The organism is Dolichospermum planctonicum (assembly GCF_005402965.1).
Taxonomy (GTDB): domain Bacteria; phylum Cyanobacteriota; class Cyanobacteriia; order Cyanobacteriales; family Nostocaceae; genus Dolichospermum; species Dolichospermum planctonicum.
The window spans coordinates 1-21,854 of sequence record NZ_BJCF01000061.1; the positions used below are offsets into that span (position 1 = coordinate 1).

At 36.8% G+C, this 21,854-nt stretch carries 23 protein-coding genes and 2 tRNA genes; 12 read left to right on the forward strand and 13 right to left on the reverse strand.

The features are described 5' to 3' along the window. Positions 1-61: 61 nt before the first annotated feature. Complete coding sequence (locus FFO06_RS18735) at positions 62-862, reverse strand: DUF2207 domain-containing protein (RefSeq protein WP_137909388.1); 801 nt, start codon at positions 860-862, stop codon at positions 62-64. Between the two features lie 422 nt (positions 863-1,284). Between FFO06_RS18735 and FFO06_RS18740 the strand changes: the two genes are divergently transcribed. From FFO06_RS18740 to FFO06_RS18755, 4 genes are all read left to right on the forward strand, one after another. Beyond that, a complete protein-coding gene (locus FFO06_RS18740; RefSeq protein ID WP_137909389.1) occupies positions 1,285-2,043 on the forward strand; it encodes a thioesterase II family protein in 759 nt (252 codons plus the stop codon). A 290-nt stretch (positions 2,044-2,333) separates the two neighbouring features. Further along, positions 2,334-2,801, forward strand: coding sequence for an Hsp20/alpha crystallin family protein (locus FFO06_RS18745; RefSeq protein WP_137909390.1), 468 nt, complete (start codon positions 2,334-2,336; stop codon positions 2,799-2,801). Between the two features lie 422 nt (positions 2,802-3,223). After that, positions 3,224-3,469, forward strand: a complete 246-nt coding sequence (locus FFO06_RS18750; protein WP_071604802.1) for a hypothetical protein — start codon at positions 3,224-3,226, stop codon at positions 3,467-3,469. 10 nt (positions 3,470-3,479) lie between these two features. Next, on the forward strand, positions 3,480-4,439 hold the full coding sequence (locus FFO06_RS18755; RefSeq protein ID WP_137909391.1) for a hypothetical protein: 960 nt from the start codon (positions 3,480-3,482) through the stop codon (positions 4,437-4,439). A gap of 330 nt (positions 4,440-4,769) precedes the next feature. Here FFO06_RS18755 and FFO06_RS18760 read toward each other — a convergent pair. After that, a tRNA-Asp gene (locus tag FFO06_RS18760) sits at positions 4,770-4,843 on the reverse strand. 251 nt (positions 4,844-5,094) lie between these two features. Between FFO06_RS18760 and FFO06_RS18765 the strand changes: the two genes are divergently transcribed. Further along, positions 5,095-5,718 (forward strand): 4Fe-4S single cluster domain-containing protein, encoded by a 624-nt coding sequence (locus FFO06_RS18765; protein WP_137909392.1) that lies wholly within the window; start codon positions 5,095-5,097, stop codon positions 5,716-5,718. A gap of 100 nt (positions 5,719-5,818) precedes the next feature. Here the strand turns inward: FFO06_RS18765 and modB are convergent, their stop codons facing one another. The 7 genes from modB to psbH form a co-directional block, all read right to left on the reverse strand. Next, a complete protein-coding gene (modB, locus tag FFO06_RS18770; RefSeq protein ID WP_137909393.1) occupies positions 5,819-7,624 on the reverse strand; it encodes a molybdate ABC transporter permease subunit in 1,806 nt (601 codons plus the stop codon). Positions 7,625-7,829: 205 nt separating this feature from the next. Beyond that, positions 7,830-8,627: a molybdate ABC transporter substrate-binding protein gene (modA, locus tag FFO06_RS18775; RefSeq protein WP_137909394.1), complete on the reverse strand. Its 798-nt coding sequence runs from the start codon at positions 8,625-8,627 to the stop codon at positions 7,830-7,832. A gap of 234 nt (positions 8,628-8,861) precedes the next feature. Further along, positions 8,862-9,695 carry a M56 family metallopeptidase gene (locus FFO06_RS18780; protein WP_137909395.1) on the reverse strand — a complete coding sequence of 278 codons (834 nt, stop codon included), beginning with the start codon at positions 9,693-9,695 and terminating at the stop codon, positions 8,862-8,864. Positions 9,696-9,697: 2 nt separating this feature from the next. Continuing rightward, positions 9,698-10,117, reverse strand: a complete 420-nt coding sequence (locus tag FFO06_RS18785; protein ID WP_137909396.1) for a BlaI/MecI/CopY family transcriptional regulator — start codon at positions 10,115-10,117, stop codon at positions 9,698-9,700. A 267-nt stretch (positions 10,118-10,384) separates the two neighbouring features. Then, a complete protein-coding gene (pth, locus tag FFO06_RS18790; protein WP_137909397.1) occupies positions 10,385-11,029 on the reverse strand; it encodes an aminoacyl-tRNA hydrolase in 645 nt (214 codons plus the stop codon). After that, positions 11,026-11,286, reverse strand: coding sequence for a TatA/E family twin arginine-targeting protein translocase (locus FFO06_RS18795; RefSeq protein WP_137909398.1), 261 nt, complete (start codon positions 11,284-11,286; stop codon positions 11,026-11,028). The genes pth and FFO06_RS18795 overlap by 4 nt, the downstream gene beginning before the upstream one ends. A gap of 136 nt (positions 11,287-11,422) precedes the next feature. Further along, a complete protein-coding gene (gene psbH / locus FFO06_RS18800) occupies positions 11,423-11,626 on the reverse strand; it encodes a photosystem II reaction center phosphoprotein PsbH (RefSeq protein ID WP_028083230.1) in 204 nt (67 codons plus the stop codon). A 168-nt stretch (positions 11,627-11,794) separates the two neighbouring features. Here psbH and psbN point away from each other — a divergent pair, with 168 nt between their 5' ends. Then, the gene (gene psbN / locus FFO06_RS18805) at positions 11,795-11,932 is read left to right on the forward strand and encodes a photosystem II reaction center protein PsbN (protein ID WP_137909399.1); all 138 of its coding nucleotides are present in this window, start codon (positions 11,795-11,797) and stop codon (positions 11,930-11,932) included. Between the two features lie 116 nt (positions 11,933-12,048). On the opposite strand, the gene FFO06_RS18810 is transcribed toward psbN, so the two are convergent. Both FFO06_RS18810 and FFO06_RS18815 read right to left on the reverse strand, forming a co-directional pair. Continuing rightward, positions 12,049-13,122 carry a glycosyl transferase gene (locus tag FFO06_RS18810; RefSeq protein ID WP_137909400.1) on the reverse strand — a complete coding sequence of 358 codons (1,074 nt, stop codon included), beginning with the start codon at positions 13,120-13,122 and terminating at the stop codon, positions 12,049-12,051. A gap of 54 nt (positions 13,123-13,176) precedes the next feature. After that, positions 13,177-14,334: an aminotransferase class V-fold PLP-dependent enzyme gene (locus tag FFO06_RS18815; RefSeq protein ID WP_137909401.1), complete on the reverse strand. Its 1,158-nt coding sequence runs from the start codon at positions 14,332-14,334 to the stop codon at positions 13,177-13,179. A 106-nt stretch (positions 14,335-14,440) separates the two neighbouring features. On the opposite strand from FFO06_RS18815, the gene FFO06_RS18820 reads away from it, so the two are divergent. Together FFO06_RS18820 and FFO06_RS18825 are read left to right on the forward strand one after the other, a co-directional pair. Next, on the forward strand, positions 14,441-15,556 hold the full coding sequence (locus FFO06_RS18820; protein ID WP_137909402.1) for an ABC transporter permease: 1,116 nt from the start codon (positions 14,441-14,443) through the stop codon (positions 15,554-15,556). A 136-nt stretch (positions 15,557-15,692) separates the two neighbouring features. Beyond that, positions 15,693-16,352, forward strand: coding sequence for a Uma2 family endonuclease (locus FFO06_RS18825; protein ID WP_137909403.1), 660 nt, complete (start codon positions 15,693-15,695; stop codon positions 16,350-16,352). A 41-nt stretch (positions 16,353-16,393) separates the two neighbouring features. On the opposite strand, the gene FFO06_RS18830 is transcribed toward FFO06_RS18825, so the two are convergent. Both FFO06_RS18830 and FFO06_RS18835 read right to left on the reverse strand, forming a co-directional pair. Next, entirely contained in the window at positions 16,394-16,969 is a 576-nt protein-coding gene (locus FFO06_RS18830; RefSeq protein ID WP_137909404.1) for a Uma2 family endonuclease, read from the reverse strand. Between the two features lie 25 nt (positions 16,970-16,994). Beyond that, a complete protein-coding gene (locus tag FFO06_RS18835; RefSeq protein WP_137909405.1) occupies positions 16,995-19,694 on the reverse strand; it encodes a CBS domain-containing protein in 2,700 nt (899 codons plus the stop codon). A 283-nt stretch (positions 19,695-19,977) separates the two neighbouring features. Between FFO06_RS18835 and psbZ the strand changes: the two genes are divergently transcribed. From psbZ to FFO06_RS18855, 4 genes are all read left to right on the forward strand, one after another. Further along, positions 19,978-20,166 (forward strand): photosystem II reaction center protein PsbZ, encoded by a 189-nt coding sequence (psbZ, locus tag FFO06_RS18840; RefSeq protein ID WP_028083223.1) that lies wholly within the window; start codon positions 19,978-19,980, stop codon positions 20,164-20,166. 204 nt (positions 20,167-20,370) lie between these two features. After that, positions 20,371-20,862: a 6,7-dimethyl-8-ribityllumazine synthase gene (gene ribH, locus FFO06_RS18845; protein WP_028083222.1), complete on the forward strand. Its 492-nt coding sequence runs from the start codon at positions 20,371-20,373 to the stop codon at positions 20,860-20,862. A gap of 157 nt (positions 20,863-21,019) precedes the next feature. After that, a tRNA-Gly gene (locus FFO06_RS18850) sits at positions 21,020-21,091 on the forward strand. 205 nt (positions 21,092-21,296) lie between these two features. Next, positions 21,297-21,704: a hypothetical protein gene (locus FFO06_RS18855; protein ID WP_137909406.1), complete on the forward strand. Its 408-nt coding sequence runs from the start codon at positions 21,297-21,299 to the stop codon at positions 21,702-21,704. The last annotated feature ends 150 nt before the right edge of the window (positions 21,705-21,854 follow it).

The window sequence follows — 21,854 nt, forward strand, 5'->3', positions numbered from 1 at the left end:
CACACCACCCCCCTTTTAATGATATGTATTCTCATTAAGCTTATTTCTCTTTAATTGATCGTTAGTTATTATGTACTACTATCTCTGCTTTTTTGATCTGTGACAGTTCAGGGTGCGGAATGTGGGTAACAAAGGCAATGTATGCGAAAAAGCACAGAAATATAAAGTTATTCCAATTCAAAACAAAGCCACCTTGTTGCCAATTGGGTTGAGGAATATTCAGAATTGCGCTAGGGAATGTCACCTGAACTTCTAGTTCTTGTTGCGGTGGAATAGGCTGATTTGCTACAAATTCAAATGTTTTCGGATTTACTTGACGGCTTGTAGCTGGTATACCAAAATTTTGAAAATCTTGGACTTTACCCGATAAAGTTTTTGGTAATTGTACCCGAACTTTTGCCGATTGAATTGTGGCTTTACGGTCAGCGAAAATGGCTTTCCAATAAACTTGAGTATTCTCATTATTAATATGCAGTCCGCCAACTACACGATATTTCAAAACAAAAGTATGTGTTTCTGGTGGTTTTAATTGATGTTGCCAACGAATCCAAAATTGATTATTTTCAATTCCGGTTTCACTAGGAATAATTTGATTATTTTCTTGAACCGTTACATCCTTAATTTCATCAACTTTATCCAAAGGAATATAGCGATATCGTTGATTAGGATAATCTGATTTAAACACATATTTTTGCGTTTCAGTGACTAACATATCTCCGTTATTTTGCACATCAATATTAACATTGATATAGTCCCAATAAAACGTTACTTCCTGTGCAACAGCATGACTAAATGTAATTAAAAATGTCACCAACACAGAAAGTAATGAAAAAGAGATTCTTTTGATCAATTGTTTATTCATAGTTTCGTTTTCTCTGTTTACCTTGTACCTTCTCTGGAGTTTGAGACAAAGAGTCTTGGTGAACCATAGTAATATTCAGTAATATTCACCGCTTTTTGTTCTCACAAAACAAGTGTCTCCAAAATTTATGTGATTGTCATCACTAATTTACTTAAGTATTTACCTTAATAAAGTTAATTATTCTCATAAATAATATTAATTAATTTTATTAATTAATATTATTAATTAACATTATTTCCCCTGAGAGTCTGAGAAGATTTTGAATAAGACTTACGCAGAAAAGCTTCTAAACTCTCATTCCCTCCTAACCTCCGTGTCCTCCGTGTCCTCTGTGGTTCGTTATTTAATTTTCATCATCAAAACAGGCAAATTTGAGATTAAATAATAATCAACTACCACCATTGCCGCAGATAAACCCCACAATGAACACAAAAACAATATTTACCCCCTGGATAACTTGCCCTAAACCCAATCTCCAAGCCAAATTACGCCTATTTTGTCTACCCTATGCTGGTGGTAACAGGACGGTTTTTCGTACCTGGACGGATGATTTACCGAAAACTATTGAATTATGTCCTATAGAAATTCCTGGTAGAGGAAGACAAATTAAATCATCTGCATACACAGAAATTCAACCTTTAGTGCGAGAAATAGCCACCAATATCATCCCCTATTTAGATAAACCTTATGCTTTTTTCGGTTACAGTATGGGTGCATTAATTAGTTTTGAGTTAATCAGGTTACTACGTTCTGAATATAATTTTCAACCTTTACATCTTTTCGTTGCCGCCCGTCGCGCTCCTCAATTACCATGGAAAAAACCACGGATTTCTAAATTATCAGATCCGGATTTTTTAGCGGAAATATATCGCTTAAACGGGACTCCCAAGGAAGTGCTAGAAAATGCTGAACTCATGCAGCTTTTTATGCCTATTATTCGCGCTGATTTTGCCCTGATAGAATCCTATATTTACGATCCTCAACCAGCTTTAGATTGTCCTATTTATACTTTTGGCGGTTTACAAGACCGAGAAGTTAGTTATAATTCCCTTGCGGCATGGCAAGAACAAACTACTGCTGATTTTTCATTACAAATGATGGATGGTGATCACTTTTTTATCAATACAGCTAAAACTACTTTACTTAATAGTGTGATTCAATGTTTACAGTCACATATCTAAGATATTTTTGTCCAAAAAAAATAGCAAAAATTTCTATATTTATCTTTGAGATTCCGAATTTAGAGTTACTATTTAAATAGTACGGTAATTACGATAACAATATCTATAAAACCGAACTGTAATCAATTTATTTTCCAGTGTTACTATTGAGTTGGGAGGCTAAAGCTTAGGCTTTTTGGAAGTTAAAGGTTAGAAGTTTTGCCAGTAATATTATTGTTTACCAAGTCAAGAGCTTAAAATTCAGTCTCACCAAGTCAAGAAGTCAAATAGTGAGTTTTAAGGAGATAGCTATGACACTTGTACGTTGGGATCCGTTACGGGAAATAGAACGCTGGGACCCATTCCCTGAAATGGGCGCTCTCCAGCGGCAAATGAATCGCTTGTTTGAACAATTATTGCCAACGGACGGTGGTGAAAGGGCAGGGTTGACTTTCATTCCTGCGGCTGAGATTGCGGAAACTGATGGCGATTTGAGGTTGAAAATAGAAATACCAGGTGTCGAGCCGAAGGATCTTAATGTTGAGGTCGCTCCTGAATCGGTTTCTATTAGCGGTGAGCGTAAGTCAGAAACTACAACGGAAGAGGGCGGTATGACTCGCTCAGAATTTCGTTATGGCAAGTTCAAACGGGTAATTGCTTTGCCCGCTGTCGTAGACAATGAAAGAGTGGGAGCGGAATACAAAGATGGTATTCTCCGTCTTACCATTCCTAAGGCCGAATCAGAACGACAAAAGGCTGTGAAGGTTCGTCTTGGCTAATTGCCTGGAGGTAGGTTAAATTAAGAAGGGTAAAAGGGTTTTATGATCCTTTCACCCTTCATTTTTTTTGTGAGGATTATCGGATATACTTTCTTAAAGTATGTCTGAAAGTATGTTTTTAATTCTATAATTAATTCTTAGGATAGATGCTACAAAGCACTCTTGCATCTACTAGTTATGAATGCAACCAGTTGGTACTAGATTATTTTTTGATTATTTTGTATATTGTTTTTTATATTGTTAGGTGCAAGATGAGTAAATATATCTCACTCACTGTTAATATATCAGAAATTGTAGTTTGTGTTCGTGGTTTGGATAGGATTTAGTGATTTTTTGGCAAACTTCTAGAAAAACACACACTGATACAGTTTTATTTGCTTGAATAGCTTTATAAAGAGGATTTGGATTGGTAATTACTAATTATGGCAACAAAAGTAGTTGATGTTAGAGAGTATACGGTTAGAGCGCACAAAAGAGTGATTCATACACGAGTTTTTAACTTTGTTTGTAAAGAATGTAATCAGGCTACAAAGAGGGAAACTTTCGGAACACGTCCTTTATATTGCGAAAGTTGTCGTCCTCCCCAACCTCCGAAAAAATCAGTTCAGGTATCTGAACCGAGTAAACCGCGTCCCATGACCTACAGCAGCGATACAAATTTAGATTGAGTGAATTGCTATGAATTCTCCAGGACAATTACAACCACCTGATGTATTTATTACGCCATTGTTGGAATTACGAGATTACTATCAGAATCTTGTACAAAAGTACCAACGTCTGTTTATAGAAGCGCGATCGCAATTAGATCATGTAGAATCTTTGTTGTCTACTTGGTCTTATGGTAATGGCAATCAACCAATTGAAGCTATTAAGGATGATTCACTGTTACTGCTTTCTTCTCATCACACTTCTGATGTCGAATGCTTGGAGTCTCTAGAGTCGGAAATTTCCTTAGACTCTTTAAAAACAGATCATTCCCTTGGACAAGTGAGGGACTCGGATAATTTTTCTCTTGAGCGTCGTCACTATGTCGGAAAAGGGGAAGAAGTTCCCATGCTTCCTCACTATGGAAATATGACTCGCATGGAAGCACTGAAAAAGCTGATGCGAGAATATGTTGGAACTGTGTGCCACATAGATTTTATTGTGCGATCGCTTTATGGTGATTTAGAGTCTACTATTTTCAAGGTGGTTAAAGGTAGAGTTCAATCATCTCTAACTCAAGGAAGGGAAAGTGGCTATTGGTCAGGTATTCCTAATGAACCTGGTTGTTATACCCTAGATTTAAATTCACTAGGTCCGATTCATGCTAAGGGGATATCTAAGAGCATTAAATCTACCAAAACCAACAAAAATTTTGCCAAACCCCAGACGAAATCAGTACCGATGTTGGCTCAATTTGATGGTCAATTTTTAATTGATGCTCTTACCCTATTTCTAGAAAAAAATGCAGGGCGAATTTTCAATGTCAGTGAGATACTCAATGGTATCTATGGAAATCTGGATACGGAGGAAGTCAGAGAGGTGAAAAATAAGGTTCTCAATGAACTATCTAGGGGGCATCGTACAGGCCGATTTGTGAGAGTTCCCAACCAAATTGGTTTATATACTTGGGATCTGAATGCAATTAGCCGGTAATTAGTGAGGATTCAGCATACCATGGTAGCACTCAGATGCCCGACTCCTGGCAATAAATCATAAATCATAATTTATTCACAGGATTAAATAAAGAAAGAAGTCGGGCATCTTGCTCAAGATTTACTCAACTAGCTGAATCCTTAGGATGATTACCGAAACCTGACTCAAGTATACCCCAGAGAACGAAGCGGATTCTCGTTCATCTAAAATTACAGTAAAATTAAAGTAATTTTTCATCAATTTCACCACAGATTATGTTTGTGTCACATCTGCTAGAAAAATGGTGTAAGTTACATCTTCTACCAATATCACTGGTATGTTTCGATTTAACGGGACTGACGGGGCTCGAACCCGCAACTTCCGCCGTGACAGGGCGGTGCTCTAACCAATTGAACTACAGTCCCTTGACCTGCACTTCAACTATTATGCCTGCTTTTTTTCTAATTGTCAAGTGGTTTGAGAAAATTTTTTTTGAATCAGTTTTTTAGCAAGTAGGGCATAGTAATAAGCATTATTTAAGGCTTGCGTATAAGTGTATTTTATCAAACAAACAATAGGCAGCCGCCAAGAAGAATAACCTTGTAGGTAAGCCAAAAGTGAGCAGTCTCGCTATATTAGCAAGTAATAGGACAAGTTGAAAAGGAGTTGACAAAAGATGGAAACCAAGCCCATGAACCCATCTCTAGGACTCGCGGATATTCCCCCCGGCTATCTTAATATTATGGGTTATGTTGACCAATCGGAAGTTAATGGACCCGGTTGTCGGGCTGTTGTCTGGGTACAAGGCTGTAACCGTGAGTGTTCTGGTTGTTTTAATCCTGACTCCTGGGCATTTGAGATTAATGATTTAGTGGCTATTGATACCTTAGCTGCAAGTATTCTCAAAAATCCTCAGAATACTGGTGTAACTTTTTCTGGTGGTGAACCATTTTGGCAAGCACCGGCATTGACGATTTTAGCCAAAAAGTTAAAAGCAGCGGGTTTAAATATTATGTCTTTTACTGGTTTCACACTCCAGCAATTACAATCTAATTCTGCCCCTCCTGGGGCAAAAGAATTGTTAGCAGAATTAGATATTTTGATTGATGGTCCTTTTGTCAAATCTCTAGCAGTTAATTCTCCTGATTCTCCGGTTTCTTCTAGTAATCAAAATGTGAATATCTTTAACCCAGAATTTGCAGATAAAATCACCTGGGCTAGTGATCAAATTGAAGTCCACATTCTCAAAGATGGTAATCGCATTGTTACAGGTTATCAAGGTTTACTAGAATTAAGTTAAGCTCTACTGCATTTAATTTGTATGATTCTAGCGGGCAAGATGCCCGCACCACAAAATCTAGTGACCTACAATCTTTACCGGAGATGTCCAACTACTTCAATTACTCCATTAAAATTAACTGCGAAGGATTTAACTGCACATACCAGGGAAATGATTGATCTTGAATATTTACCCATTTTTCTTTATAAATTTCCCCTTGTAGATGATAATCCTGGGGATGATTAGCTGGAGAATGCAGTTTGAGAAATACCGTCATTCTGTGGGGTGTTTCACTAGTGCGAACTAAATAACACGGGAAAGTATTTACTTGTTGAGGATCTTTTGTAAAAACCAAATGATGAGCGCGAATACCAACATAAGACAATTCTGAAGGAATATTTTCTCCAAGTTGGAGATTACAACCCCAATCAATTGCTTCTATTTGTTGGGGTTTTCGGTGTGCTAATATTTTAGCACGAGAAAAGTTTTTACAACCAGTAATTTGAGCAACATTCACACTGGCAGGATGTTGAAAAATCTCATATTTAGAACCATAGTGGGCTGCTTTTCCCCCTTCTAATACTAACAAATTAGGACATAAACGATAAGCCTCTTCCATATTATGAGTAACAAACAAAGTTACTCCCGAATAATCAGCCAGGATTTCTGTCACTTGTTGTTCTAATTGACTGCGTAAATGGGTATCAAGGGCAGAAAATGGCTCATCTAAAAGTAAGGCTTCTGGCTTGCTTGCTAAAGCCCTAGCTAATGCTACTCGTTGTTGTTGTCCCCCGGAAAGTTGGTGGGGATAGCGGTTTCCAAATCCTTGTAATTTCATGGCTATTAATTGCTTTTCTACCTCTGTTTTAGTATCTATATATTTTGGTATACCAAAGGCAATATTTTCCGCTACAGTAAGATGTGGAAATAAGGCATAATTTTGGAATAAAAATCCAATTTGTCGTTGATAAATGGGAATATTAATTTTATTTTCTGAGTCAAATAATACTCTATTATTTAGAATAATTTGTCCTCTGGTCGGTGTTTCTATGCCTGCTAGACAACGCAAAATCATGCTTTTTCCGGCACCAGAACCTCCCAATAATCCTAGTGGTTCATTATTGGTATTAAAGGCAATTTTTAGATGAAAATTATCTAGTCTTTTTTCGATATTTAAAAACAAACTAGCTACGGAGGTATCAATTAATAAAGAAGAGGATTTATTTTCTAATTCTATTGGTTTTATTCCTGATTTTGTGAGTTTGTGTTTATCCTGAAATTCTTGCCAAAAATTACCTAGAATAATACTTGAAAGGGAAATAATCATCATGGCAATTGACCAAAACCAAGCTTCATTTATTGCCCCAGATTCTACTGCAAAATATATGGCCATGGGCATCGTTTGTGTTTGTCCAGGAATATTACCTGCTAACATTAAAGTTGCCCCAAATTCACCCAAAGCCCTCGCAAAAGCTAAGGTTGTGGCAGCTACAATGCCCGGAAATGCTAGGGGTAAACTAATGCGCCAAAAAATCGTCAATTCCTTAGCACCCAAGGTTCTCGCTACTCGCAGAAGATTAACATCAATTTGCATAAAAGAGCCAAGTGCAGTTTTATACATTAATGGGAATGAAACTACTGTAGCAGCGATGGCAGCACCATACCAAGTAAAAACAATTGTGGTATCATAAGCTTCTAAAAGTTTACCAACAGGACCATTTTTACCAAAGAATATCAGCAGTAAAAACCCAACTACTGTAGGTGGTAGAATCAACGGTGCAACAAATATACCCTCAATTAAAGATTTACCTTTACCGCGATATCCCAACATCCAATAAGCAGCAGATATACCCAAAAAGAAGGTGATAAACGTTGCGAGTAAAGCCGTTTTCAATGATATCCAAAGCGGTGATAAGTCCTGTGGCATAGTTTTTTAGATCAACGGTATAAATTTTAATTTCTATTAAAAACCCTTCTGTATTCCTGCATTTCTCAATCATTAAAGAATATTAAAAATTAAGGGTTTAGGTAGTTTAATAAATCGTGAGTAAGATCCCTGACTTGTTTGTTTAATCCTATGAATAAATGATGATTTCTGGACAAAAGTTTGGGATCTAAAATTTCATCTATGATCAAGGTAGAATAAACCCATATTTCTTAAATACCGCCTTAGATTTATCACTAGATAAAAATTGGGAAAATTCTTTAGCAGCATCAACATTTTTACTGCGTTTAATAACTACTAATGGGTAAATAATGGCAGAGTGGTATTTTTCATCTGCTGTAACTACAACTTTTACCTGATTAGAGATTTTGGCATCAGTTATATATACTAAACCTGCATCAGCATTACCACTTTCTACAGATGCTAAAACTTGACGCACGTTGTTAGCAAATACCAGTTTTGATTTAATTTCTGACCAGATTTTTAACTTTTCTAATACTTGTTGTCCGTATTGTCCCGCGGGTACGCTTCTCGGTTCACCAATGGCGATTTTTTTGACGTTGCTATCTTTAAGATTGTAGAAACTGGTGATACCAACAACATTTTTAGGTACTACCAAAACTAGCCGATTTTTAGCGATGATATTCCTTGTACCAGCAACTACAAGTCCTTTTTGTTCTAAAGCATCTACTTGTTTTTTCGCGGCAGATATGAAAATATCCGCTGGCGCACCTTGTTCTATTTGTTGCTGTAATGCCCCAGAAGATCCGAAATTATAACTAATATTGATGTTGGCCTGACTTTGTTGGTAAAGAGATTTGATTTCTGCCAATGCCTCTTTTAAACTAGCGGCCGCAGATATGAGTAGGTTTGTATTAGATTGTGCAACTGCGGGGTAATGAATTACACTTGGGAAGCCAATTATCAGTAATAAAGTAGCTAAAGCGGTAGTAATTGAGACTATTATCTTTGTTTTTTTGCTCATGAAATTGATACCCGATATACTTTTACTAAAATTATCATAGTAAATACCAATTTAATTGGTAAATTTACTAATTTATTTTTAACTAAATGTTAAGATATGAAGATATATAGCACAATTACCAAGAGAAAATTTGTATTTTTCACTGAAAAATACCAACTTTTTAGGAATTAATCTCTACCTGTTAAGTTGGTATTGAAGGTTTGATGTCCTTGTGTCTATAGAACTCAAGGTAGATTAGGTATGAAATACGACTGTAATTAAGGGAAGAAAAGCTAGGAGAAAAATATGCCAAGATTGCAATTGCGTTTCCGCTGTTGGTTCAGATGGTGTTAATAACGCTTCTATTCTTTGTTCTAAGCGATCGCCAGCACCTAAAGCAGCACAGCAAACATCGGATGTGATTGGGTTATTGCTCACGACTAATAACAATGATTCTGCTAATACCAACGGATCTACTTGAGATGCAGCGTAACTATCAGCCCGTAACTCACGTAAAACTAACAACTCTTGCCATAAAGGTTCTGTATTGGGCAACCATGCGGTACAGGAACGCATCCAACCCAGCCAAAAGAACCAGAACGTATCTCTATATTGATAATGCCCTTGTTCGTGGGCTAAAACGCTTTCCAGATGGAGTGGGGAAAGAGTTTCTAGTAATCCTTTACTGACAACTAACTCCGGTTGCCAAAAACCAATTTGTCCGGCAAATAAAGCCCCTGTGTGTAGGATTCGGACCTGTTTACCATTCAGATTCACTTGGGGACATTCACGAGCGGATTTAATCGCTTTCCAGCCACTTAAAACAAGTTTAAGCCCTAAGATGTTAAAAAATCCTAGAAAAATCAATGCTAGGATATAACTGAAAGGATTGGTATACATTCCACCCATTTTCCCTTGTGTACCCATGCAGACTACAGCGGTAACTGTCATGAAGATCAGTAAAGGGGGAAAAAGGAATAAAAATAGGGTTTTTTGCCATCGTAAATGCCAATTGCCTTGGGGTATATTACCAGAGTATCTTAACCAGTAAGCAACGGCAACAGCGGTGATAATCATGAGTATATGCATATTTATTTTCCTCCTCTGGCTTCCCGCGCGGATTGAATGCGTTTTGCGATCGCTTCTATTTGATCAGTCGCAGCTTGATCTAGACTATCAGCAAATGCCGCAATTATATCAGGATTTCCCACTGCTAAAAATCGCTGTAATTGATCATGAGCTTTAATCACCTCTGCTTGTTGTTTAGTTAACAATGGCCGCCAATAAAAGGCTTTCCCTTCTTTATCACAAGCTAACCAGCCTTTTTCTGTGAGACGACGGAGAACGGTAGTAACGGAGGTATAAGCTAATTCACGATCTGGATCTGCTAGAATGCGATCATGTACATCTTTAACTGTTGCTGAACCTAATTCCCACACTATACTGAGAATTTCTGCTTCTAGTGGACCTACTGATAATTGTTTGGGACGATAATCGGGTAAGGGGGTCATGTTGATAATTTTCGATGTTTTTTCTATTTTTACATTCTTGATCTTTAATTTTTTCAACCCGTATTTTTAACCCGTAGTTGATTGAATTTCTTTTACAGCGTATTACCACAAGGACGAGATACACTGTTGGCGGGTAAGATTCCCGCACCACAAGATTTTTATCATTAATTAATATCTGTACTTCATCATATCGGAAACTGCTGATATTAATAAGTGATAAATTAATACTAGAAGTCGGGGATACTACATTTTAATATTACATTTTCCTCAAGATTCAACACCTTCAAAATTCTGAGTATTGCAAAGATTCATCGTCTTTTCTACACCCTGTTTAAAACTAAATTCTACACAATCAACGACAAAGTTTAAAACTTGAGACATAACTTTATTTTCAGCAGCAGAAAATCGCCCTAAAACGTGAGCAACAGTATCAGACTTATCCCCGTCTATAGCACCTTTCGGTTTACCTATACCAATTCGCAACCGGGGGAAATTTTGAGTATTCAAATGGGAAATAATACTTTTCATACCATTATGTCCACCCGCAGAACCAGACAAGCGTAAACGAGTTTTTCCCAGGGGTAAATCTAAATCATCATAAATGATTAATACAGATTCAGTGGGTAATTTATACCAGTTCGTTACCGCTTGTATGGACTGTCCTGAACGATTCATATAGGTTAATGGTTTAAGTAAGCGGATTTTAACGCTACCTGGTGCAGTACCTTCACCAAACTCGCCTTGAAATTTGCGATTTTCGGCTACAGAAATTTGCCAAGCACGTGCTAGACTATCTATAGCTGCAAAACCAATATTATGGCGAGTTTGGTCATATTTAGGCTCTGGGTTTCCTAGTCCGACAATTAGCTGGGGAATTACTAAAGTCGGTTGTTTTACTTCTCCCTCCTTCATCCTTGTATATTTTCCTGCTGGTGTTTTCCGGCTTCAATGTGTTTAGGCTCTAGTTCAGCGGTTGTTTGTACAGTTTCTTTCAATTGTTCGGTTTCTCGTTTGAACTCGGTTTGAAAGTCATTAGAAGCTTCTTGGAAACTGCGAATGGTTTTCCCCAAACTGCGGCCAATTTCTGGTAACTTCTTAGGACCAAATATCAATAGTGCTACCACCATAATTACCGCCATTTCTGGTAAACCGATACCAAATATATTCATCTTCCTCTCCTGTAAACCTAGAAGGCTTCTTGCTATATAGGTTAATTTTATCGCTATTTTTCGAGATTTTTTATGAATAACAAAAACCCGGACAAGCCGGGTAGATTGTCATTTTAGCTTAATAACTGGATGACTATTAGCCCCCTAAACTACGCCAATCAACAAGTACATCTTGAATTAGCAGAGACTTGTTGTAGACTTGGAGGATAATGAGCAGAAATACGAAAAATAAACCCATAAACACAGCCATTAAAGGTGTCGTTCCCCAACCTGGGGATACTTTACCATACTCAGCATTTAAGGGTCTGAGAACATCCCCTAACCTAGTCCGTTGTGCCATAATTCACCTAAGATCAGTTGCAAAAGCTTTTTTTAATTTTATTGGCATTTGATAAAGACATTATAGATGAAATTGGCAAAACCTCAAAATTGAGGAGTCGGATAGGTTATTTAAGTTAAATTTTGTAATATTCTATAAATATTGCTTTCATAATATGTAACTAAATTTATGGACTTAGAACCCGCTACGGCGCTTGGGATTTCCTTTTGTGCGGCACTAGTGGCTATCACTGGTATGGCAATTTATACATCCTTTGGACCCCCAAGCCAGGAATTAGATGATCCCTTTGATGACCACGAAGATTAATGAGTTACTAATTTAACATAATGGTGGGTAATACCCACCTAAAATCCTCAATTATTTGACACTTGAGTAAAAACCAGGCCGCTATATGCTATAGAAGAACTCGGAAATCTAAATACTTAGAAATAATCTATCACAGCTTTAGCTATTGTTTCATTGCCATCTTTATTTATTACTTGTGTTTGCTTTGGTGGTTGGGGTAACTGATACAGAAAATCCCAATTACTTTGAAAAAATTCCGATGCAGTGATAATTTGATGATAATTATAATTAGTAATTCCTGCTAACATAAAAGCTGCTTCGGCAAAATCATCACGGGGTATAGTTACTACTGGTACATCTAAAAGCGTCGCTTCTGAAAATGTCCCATAACCGGGTTTAGAGATAATTCTCCCACAAATTGGCATAAAATCTACGGGACGATATTGACGATTTGTAACTTTAATTAAGTTCGGTAAATCTGGGGCTAAAAAATCAAACGTAATAAATTGCCAATCGGGAAATTTGCTAATATTGGTATAGGGAATTTGTTGCAAACCATAACCACCAAATGTTAGTAAAATGGTTTTTTCTGGAGGTGTATTTATTCCCCAGTTGCTGCGTAATTCATCAATAGAAAAACGGGGAGAACCACCTGTTAAACCTACGTCGGTAATATTGGGAAAAGCTGACATAGGTTCATGGAAAGGAAGACGAAATAACCGGTTAGATTTTGCGTACCAATTACTAATCCAATCAGCAATTTCTGTAAATTCTCCTCCCCAGTCTCGATAAATTAAATCCCAACCAAAGTTACTGATCATCCAGCAAGGAATATTCGCAGCTTCAGCAAATCCAGCAGCCAGAAAAGGAATATCTGCTAAAATCAAACTAACACGATTTTGACGAATAAAATTAACTTCTGAAGCAATTAAGGATTTGTGATTTTTCTTGATTTCTCGCAATTTTTCTAAAGTCGCTGGTTTATCCATGATCAAACTATCAACTTGAATCACACCTAAATCAAACGCTCGTTGACGTAAAATAAAATCACCTTCTATATAGGATTCTAGTAACCAACGAGGTGCAGTAGTTACTAAAATCAATAACGCTTCCGGGCATAATTTTTGAATGGTGTTAGCTATAGAAGCTGTGCGGGTAGCATGACCAAAACCGTGATTAGTAATGGCTATATATATAATTGGTCGTTCCATGATTTGAAAGGTAAAAGGTAAAAAAAATCTGTGTAAGTTGGGTTTCCCAAAGCCTCAACCCAACCTACTGGAGATCACTGTTATTAATTGATCAATTTCTGATTCTAATGTTAGGTAATGAACACTCACACGAATACAATTAGGATTAGCAATTGTTCTAGTTAAAATCTTTTGTGATTCTAGATATTGCACTAATTTTAAACTAGGTTGATTACTTAATTGAAAGGAAACTAATCCACTTTCTGGAGGGGAATTTTTTAAACATTTGACATCAGATAAAGAGTTTAATTTTTGCCAAAGATATTGACTATTTTGGCAAATTCTCTCATATCTTTCCTCTGCTGTTCCCCACCGTTCATGAATTGTAATTGCTGCTTTTAAACCCACATATAATGAAGTTGATAAAGTAGAAACCTCATATCTGCGCCCATCCGGTTGCCAACCCGTTGGTTGTGCTTGACTATTAGTAGTAACTCCATTTAAACCAATAAAAGTAGGATGTAAGCTTGATCTTGCTTCGGGACGGACATATAAACCACCCACACCAGCAGGACCGCATAACCATTTATGACCAGTAAATGCGTAAAAATCCACACCCAATGCGGTTAAATCCAAGGGAAGAACACCCACGGATTGGGCTGCGTCTATCAATAACAGGGATTTATTGCTTCTGCATACTTCGACAATTTTGTCAATAGGTAAAACTTGACCAGTATTCCACAAAACATGACTCAATACTACTAAGCGGGTATGGGGACGGAGATTATCAGCAATAATACTGCTAGGATTTCCCTCGTTTAAAGTAGCCATTAAGGGACAGGTGGTAACTTCCACCGCAAATCTGCGGGCAATTTCCCCAGCCGTAGCTATGACCCCAGGGTGTTCACAGTCGGAAAGCAATAGATGATCACCAGCGTGCCAATCAATACCCCACATGGCAATGTTACAACCCACGGTAACATTACCTGTGAGAGTTATTGTATCACTTGGCACATTCAATAAAGAAGCGATCGCTTCTCGACTGGCTTGTATTTGCGGTGATATCCAACTATACGCTTCACTGCCAAAAGGACCGATATTTTGAATATGTGCCTGAGATTGAGCAATAGTATCCATAGCCACTTGGGGCATTGGTCCTTGTCCTCCGTAATTAAAATAAATTTTATTACTTAAAGCGGGAAATTGGGCGCGGTGGAGATGCAAATTGTTCATAAATATAGAGTTGTAGAGAGTTGTAGTTTTTTGTCTAATTTATTGATATATACTTTGATCAATAAATAATCAGCATCAATCAACATCAAATTTTACATCAAAAACTATGAATTGGTGGCAACGACTCAACAAAAATCCTTTAGCACGATCTGGGGCAATTGTCCTATTATGTTTCTATTTAGCAGTGATTGCGGCTGATTTTATCGCTCCTTATAACCCTTATGATTCACAAGCCAATGGTTCATTACTCCCACCTACTCCCATTCATTGGCTATCTGAGTCGGGGCAATTCATTGGACCTCATATATATCCTACAATACAAGGTGATACTAATTTAGAAACTGGAGAGAGAAAAATAATTGTAGACAAAACAAAGCCTTCTCCATTACGCTTATTTGTTGCTGGACCAGAGTACCAATTATTCAAATTGAGTATTTCCCTACCGCCAAAATGGCAAGACATCATAATTATTCCTGGAATTTCCTTAAATTGGCATTTGTTTGGCGTTATTGGTGACGCAAAATTTAATATTTTGGGAACAGACGAACAAGGACGAGACCAGTTTAGTCGCTTGTTGCATGGTGGTCGTATTAGTATGTTTATTGGCATTTTTGGCATCATTGTCACCTATCCATTGGCGTTGTTTATTGGTGGTATTTCTGGCTATTTTGGTGGTTTAATTGATAGTATAATCATGCGTTTAGCAGAAGTTTTGATGACCTTTCCCAGTATTTATTTATTAGTAGCACTATCAAGTATTTTGAGTCCAAAATTAACCAGCACTCAGCGATTTTTATTAATTATCTTGATCACTTCTGTAATTAGTTGGGCGGGTTTAGCCAGAATAATTCGCGGACAGGTATTATCAATCAAAGAACTCGAATTTGTGCAAGCTGCTAAGGTAATGGGTGGTAATCCAATTTATATTATCATTCGTCATGTTTTGCCGCAAACTGCTACTTATATTATTATTTCTGCTACTTTGACAATTCCTAGTTTTATTGGTGCAGAAGCTGTATTAAGTTTGATTGGTTTGGGGATTCAACAACCAGATCCTTCTTGGGGAAATATGCTTTCTTTAGCTAGTAATGCTTCTATTTTAGTATTACAACCTTGGCTGATTATACCACCAGCAATCCTAATTATTATCACTGTTTTATCTTTCAATGTTTTAGGTGATGGTTTGCGAGACGCACTTGATCCTCGTAGTTTAGAAAGGTAGTAGAAAGGTAGGTTGGGTTAAGCGATAGCGCAACCCGACACAATCTTTTATAATCAGGTTTAATAATGTTGGGTAACATAAGTCAATCCAACCTAGGCAATGATATAATAGACGGGTAACTACTTGGTATCACATCATGATGATTACTCAAGAATTAGAACTTAAAGAAAACATCTCTCAAGATGTGATTTTTCCCCCCAGTGATTTGTATAGTGATGAACCTCCCGTGGAAACAGAACTACATTTAAGACAAATAATTCTCCTTTTCAAATGTCTAGAATGGTTGTGGAAAGATAGATATGATTTCTATGCTGCGGGAAATCTCACCATTTACTATAGTCCTAATCAGAAAAAATCAGAATATTTCCGAGGTCCAGATTTCTTTGTTGTGCTAGGAACAGAACGCAAAACCCGGAAAAGTTGGGTAGTTTGGAATGAAGACGGCAAATATCCCAATGTAATTTTAGAGATTCTTTCACCAACTACAGTTAATACAGATAAAGAATATAAAAAAGAACTTTACCAAAATACTTTCCGCACCCCGGATTATTTTTGGTTTGATCCTTATACACTAGAATTTGCAGGTTTTCATTTATTAGATGGAAAATATCAACCTCTAGAAGCAAATGAAAAAGGACATTTATGGAGTGAACAATTAGATTTATATTTGGGAATTCATGAGGGATTATTGCGGTATTTCACACCAGAAGGAAAGCTAGTTTTTACCCCTGAAGAAACCGCAGAACGTTTAGCAGCAAAGTTGCGGGAATTAAATATAGATCCTGATGAAATTTAATAATCAGGTTTAATAATGTTGGGTTTCGTTCCTCAACCCAACTACTGGAAATTTACACCTTCATAAATATCGCTAAAAGGAATTTGAAAATCTATTGATTTTAAAGACAATATATCATTGACTGATTCATATTCAGTTAATACCCATTGTCCTTCTGCATTTTTAGCAAATTGTTCAATAAAATATTCATATTGGTTAATCATAATATATTCTTTCAATTCAGGAAGAGAACGATAAAATCTAAATTTGTCAGTTTTATCATAATTTATAGTTGATTTAGATAACACTTCTACAATCATTAAAGGATTTGTTACTTGAGTAGTTCCAGTTCCTTGATATGTTGGTTCTCCTTGAATTACCATAATATCTGGATAAGTATAGATTTGATAACGTTGTAGCCATAATTTAACATCACCCATATAAATCTTGTAATTTTGATTCCGCATTTTTAATTTAAAATGTAGATAAAAATTACCTGCAATTTCATTATGATTTGTAGTTCCACTAGTCATAGCTATAATTTCCCCGTGTATATATTCATTTTTAAATTCTGATTTTTCCTCTAGTTCTATATATTCTTCTGGAGTGTAATATTTGCTGGATGTTTGAACTTGCATATCAACCTCATATTTTCAATTTTAATTACCCAGGATAATGCTGGGCTAGAAATTCCTGTGCTTGAGCTTTATCCTTAATTATACCATCTACAGTCGCCGTCAATAAATCATCAAGCATTTGCTTATATTGGGGACTAGGTTTATAACCTAATTGTTTTAAATCATTCCCATTTAACAGCGGTTGAATATTTCCCCAAGTTGTTAAATATTGCCAAATTCTTCTTCTAATTTTCTGGGGACTTTGTAAAGCGATTAAAATCAAAGTTTGTAAATCATATTTTTTGAGTAAATATACAGTTTGACTAGGTTTTTGAAAAGTGGGTAATAATCTCATTACCTCAGGTTGAATTTGAGATAATTTCTCTAATCTGCTAATACTGTCATCAGCTAATTGGAGATTTTTAGCAACTTTTTCCCGATATTCTGGTTTTAAATAAGCTATTAATACCTCCAGACGCATTTGCCAATGTATTAAAGTTTGTTTTTTGTCAAATTTCCTTAAACAGTGGTTTAATAAATTTAATTGTCGGTTAAGTTCTCGATCTAATTTTAGCGTAGGATGAATACATTGTAAAGCCCCTAAATTATTAAGTAATTCTAAAGCTGATTGCCAATAATGTGCTGCCAAAATATACTTTAATTCAGTTTTTAGTCGAGTTTGCAAAGCCGGAGTTTTACTATTTTCTTGACTAGTACGATTATAAACTCCACTATTTATAGCATAACGAATATAAGTTTCTGTTTGGGGTTCTACAGAAAATCCAAACCGTACCGCAAACCGCACCCCGCGATAAATCCGCGTCGGATCTTCAATAAAACTATTAGCGTGTAAAATTCTAATTTGCTGATTTTTTAAGTCTATAAAACCACCAAAAAAATCTAATAATTCACCAGCACGAGGAGAAGTTAACCGCAAAGCCATAGCATTAATTGTAAAATCTCGCCGATATAAATCTTGACGAATGGAACTAGCTTCAACTTCTGGATTTGCTGCTGGATAAGGATAAAACTCGGTTCTGGCTGTGGCAATATCTACCCATAATGAATCTAATAATATATCTTTATGCCATAATAAAGCCGCAGTTTGAAAAGCACCATGAATTTCTAATCTCGCATTTTCATAAATGTGCTGTAAGGCTTTAGCTAGTTCTACCCCGGCACCGACATTTGCTGTTTTATGAAAACCATCAACTACTAAATCAATATCATTAATCATTAAAGTGCGATTTTCTGTTTCTGATAATAGTAAATCTCGCACTGCACCACCAACTAAATAAAGATGCCAGCCTCGTTTTTCTGCTTCTTGAGAAGCGATATTAAGTAATTCCCACAGTTGAGGAGTAAGACGTTTTTCTAATTCATAATTGAGTCGCAAATTCTGATCATAGCTTTGGATTTGGGATTGGGGATTTTGAATTGTTAATTGATGCAGTTCTCTTAAAACATCGGTGCGGGTGACAATACCAACTAATTGCCCTTGCTCCAATACTGGTAATCTGCCAATATCATAAGTTACCATTAAAGACTCAATTTCCGGTAAAGAAGTATCAGGAGTAATTGTTTTTAAATTACTTGTCATATAACCTTTAACTGGTGCATGACTAAATCCATGATGTAAAGCAATATCTAAATCACGTCGGGAAATAATTCCAATTAATAAATCTTGGTTATTAACTACAGATAAACCTGAATGTCCATAACGTAATAAAATCCTTTGTGCTTCGGCTATAGTAGTTTCCGGGCGAATTGTTCTTACTGGAGAAGACATTAGATCTCTGGCTATAGGAGGGTGGGGAATTTGCCCTTTTAATCCATCTAATAATTGTTGTAAAATTGCTTGGGAATCTGTAGTTCGGAGGTTTAAAGATGCTGCTTGGGAATGTCCACCACCACCATAAGATGTAAATAATTGATTAAGATTTGTTTGGGGAATTTGTGTTCTCCCAATTACTGTTAATCGCCAATCTTCTTCACTTAAAGGATATTCATTTGCTAACAGTACAGCATCGGTTTCTGTTAAATCAATTATTTCTGAAGCTAAACCGGATAAACCCGGGACAAAACTATCTGTTTTTATTGTCACCCAAGCAATAGTATATCCCCGCAAACAAAGATATTCTAAGTTTTCCAAAGCTTGACTTAATAACTGTTGTAATTGTGGTGATAAACCAGGATCTCGATAAGTAGAAATAACTGATAAATTTGCTCCTTGCTGCATTAACCAACCTAATGCTAAAGCATCTCTGGCTGTAGATTGTTTATAAGTTAATGAACCTGTATCCACATGAATACCCAAAGCCATTACCGTCGCTTGCGCGGAATTTAAAGAGATATTGCTTTTTTGTAATCTTTCTACCATTAAAGTGGTTGTAGCCCCTACTTCTTCAATGTATGATTCAGTAGAGGGAATATCTCCCTCCTGTTCGAGATGATGATCATAAATGATGATCTTTTCCACATTAGCTAAATCAAACCAGATAGCTGCTTTACCCAGGCGATCGCGCTTTTGAGTATCTACAATCGTTAAAGAACGAATTTTCTCAGGAATTACTGAACGTCTTTCAATTAACGGATACTCATCACGGTGTAGTGCCAAAAAATCCCTGACAGGAGGATGAGCGCCCCCAGTGAGGACGATTTTACTCCCCGGTTGCAGACAAGTCAACCCTACCGCTGCCCCCAAAGCGTCAAAGTCAGCAGTTGTATGACAAAGAATTAAATCCATATATTTAAAAGTGAGTTAAAAGTGACAGGGGACTCTTAACAGGGAACAAGGAATATAATTTCCATCTTAATCATTTTCCCAATGTCTAATGAGCAGTGGCCAATTTTCCCAAGAAAAAACAGATTGGAAAATTAGACATGACCAACTGTTACAAACCCGACGTAAAATATTAATTGATCAGGTGATGCCTTGTGAGTTCAGAAGGTTCGCTGAAAACCACTCAGACTATAAACAGCAGCACACCTGGGGTAAACTAAGATTTCGTTATGTTGGGAAAAACAAAATGACCACAGTATTTCAAATTGCTTTAATATCACTAGTCTTGTTCTCTTTCGTGCTTGTGATTGGTGTACCCGTTGTTTACGCCACTCCTCAAAACTGGGTAGAATCTAAAAAACTGCTCTGGGTTGGATCTGGAATTTGGGCGGCTTTAGTTGTGTTAGTTGCTATATTAAACTTCTTTGTAGTTTAATTAACTGCTTTAACTATCAACTAACATATACCATACAAATCAGAGGAGCAGAAAAGCCAATACAAAAGGTAAAAATAGAAAAAATGCTCTTAAATGTTCTTTTTCTAGCCGACTTTTTCCTGATTGTGCTTTCCTGCTCTTATATTTTGAAAGCAGAAAAGTATATTGGTTAAGTACCTATTGTAATATTGATTCAGAGGCATTATGGCAGTTTTTGAAGGAAATTTTCAGCAAACCGAGTCTTTGCGCTTTGCATTGATTATCGCCCGCTTTAATGATCTTGTCACCCTGAAACTAGTGGAAGGATGTAAAGACTGCTTAAAACGTCACGGTATCAATCCTGACCCAGAAGGGGAGCAAGTAGACTATGTATGGGTTCCTGGTAGTTTTGAAGTTCCCAATGTAGCCCGTCAATTAGCAATGTCTGGCCGTTATGATGCCATAATTTGTCTTGGTGCAGTCATCAAAGGACAAACGCCACATTTTGATTATGTATCTGCTGAAGTTTCTAAAGGCATTGCTGCGGCTAGTTTCCAAACGGGAGTACCAGTGATTTTTGGGATTTTGACAACGGATACCATGCAGCAAGCTCTAGAACGGGCGGGAATTAAAAGTAATCACGGTTGGGAATATGCCATGAATGCCATAGAAATGGCCAGTCTCATGCGTCAATTACGCCCGAATTTAGCAAGTTAGTTAGGTAATGGGTATTGGGTAATAGGTAATGGGTAATAAGTAATTTTTTTTTCACTAAAAACTAATGACCACTGACCAATTGCACCGGAAAAAAATTTTTTAATTTAGGGGTTGACAAACAAGAATAAATCTGGAATAATAAGATTATTGATGAGTTGCGGGTATAGCTCAGTGGTAGAGCGCAACCTTGCCAAGGTTGATGTCGCGCGTTCGAATCGCGTTACCCGCTTTCTAGTTTAGGTTATTATATGAAAATAAAACCAAATGATTTTCCGTTTTTATCAAATTGGTATGTGATGGATTTTTGGGTTGGGATTGTTAATAACTTTCTGGGCTACTTCAGCTTCTAGGAGTAATTTTGGGTTTCCTCATACTGATTTTTGGAAAAAGTAGGGAATAATGTAAGAAAACCGCTCAAGTTATTTACCTCGCTTGTGCAACCTCAAAAACCAGATAAAATCGACCTAAACACGGAATACGCTTGTCCTTGTCGTCGCAAGGGACAGTTAATTCCTATCACGCTGACAGAAGCCTTTGGATGCGATCGCTGTCAGCAGATTTTTGTAGTAGAAGAAAATGGATATGTATTAGAACAACTATCTACAACTTATCCTTATAAGCGTGCTTGGCGCTGGAAAGGAAAAAGTTGGCACGTTGTTCAACCTCCCTTAGAACAAAACTATTTACCAATAGCGCTAGGCATTATTTTTGTGTTAGTCATTATATGGCTACCATTGGCGCTGCGGTTAGCTAATAGTTCCAGCATCCTCGCTTGGGCAATGGTAGCAGTGTTATTGGCAATTCTACCAGTGCTAATGATCTGGCTTACTTACAGACGTTAACCCCATGACAGATGAAGTGATTGATCCCACATTCCGCACCCTGAACTGTCACAGATCAAAAAAGCAGAGATAGTAGTACATAATAACTAACGATCAATTAAAGAGAAATAAGCTTAATGAGAATACATATCATTAAAAGGGGGGTGGTGT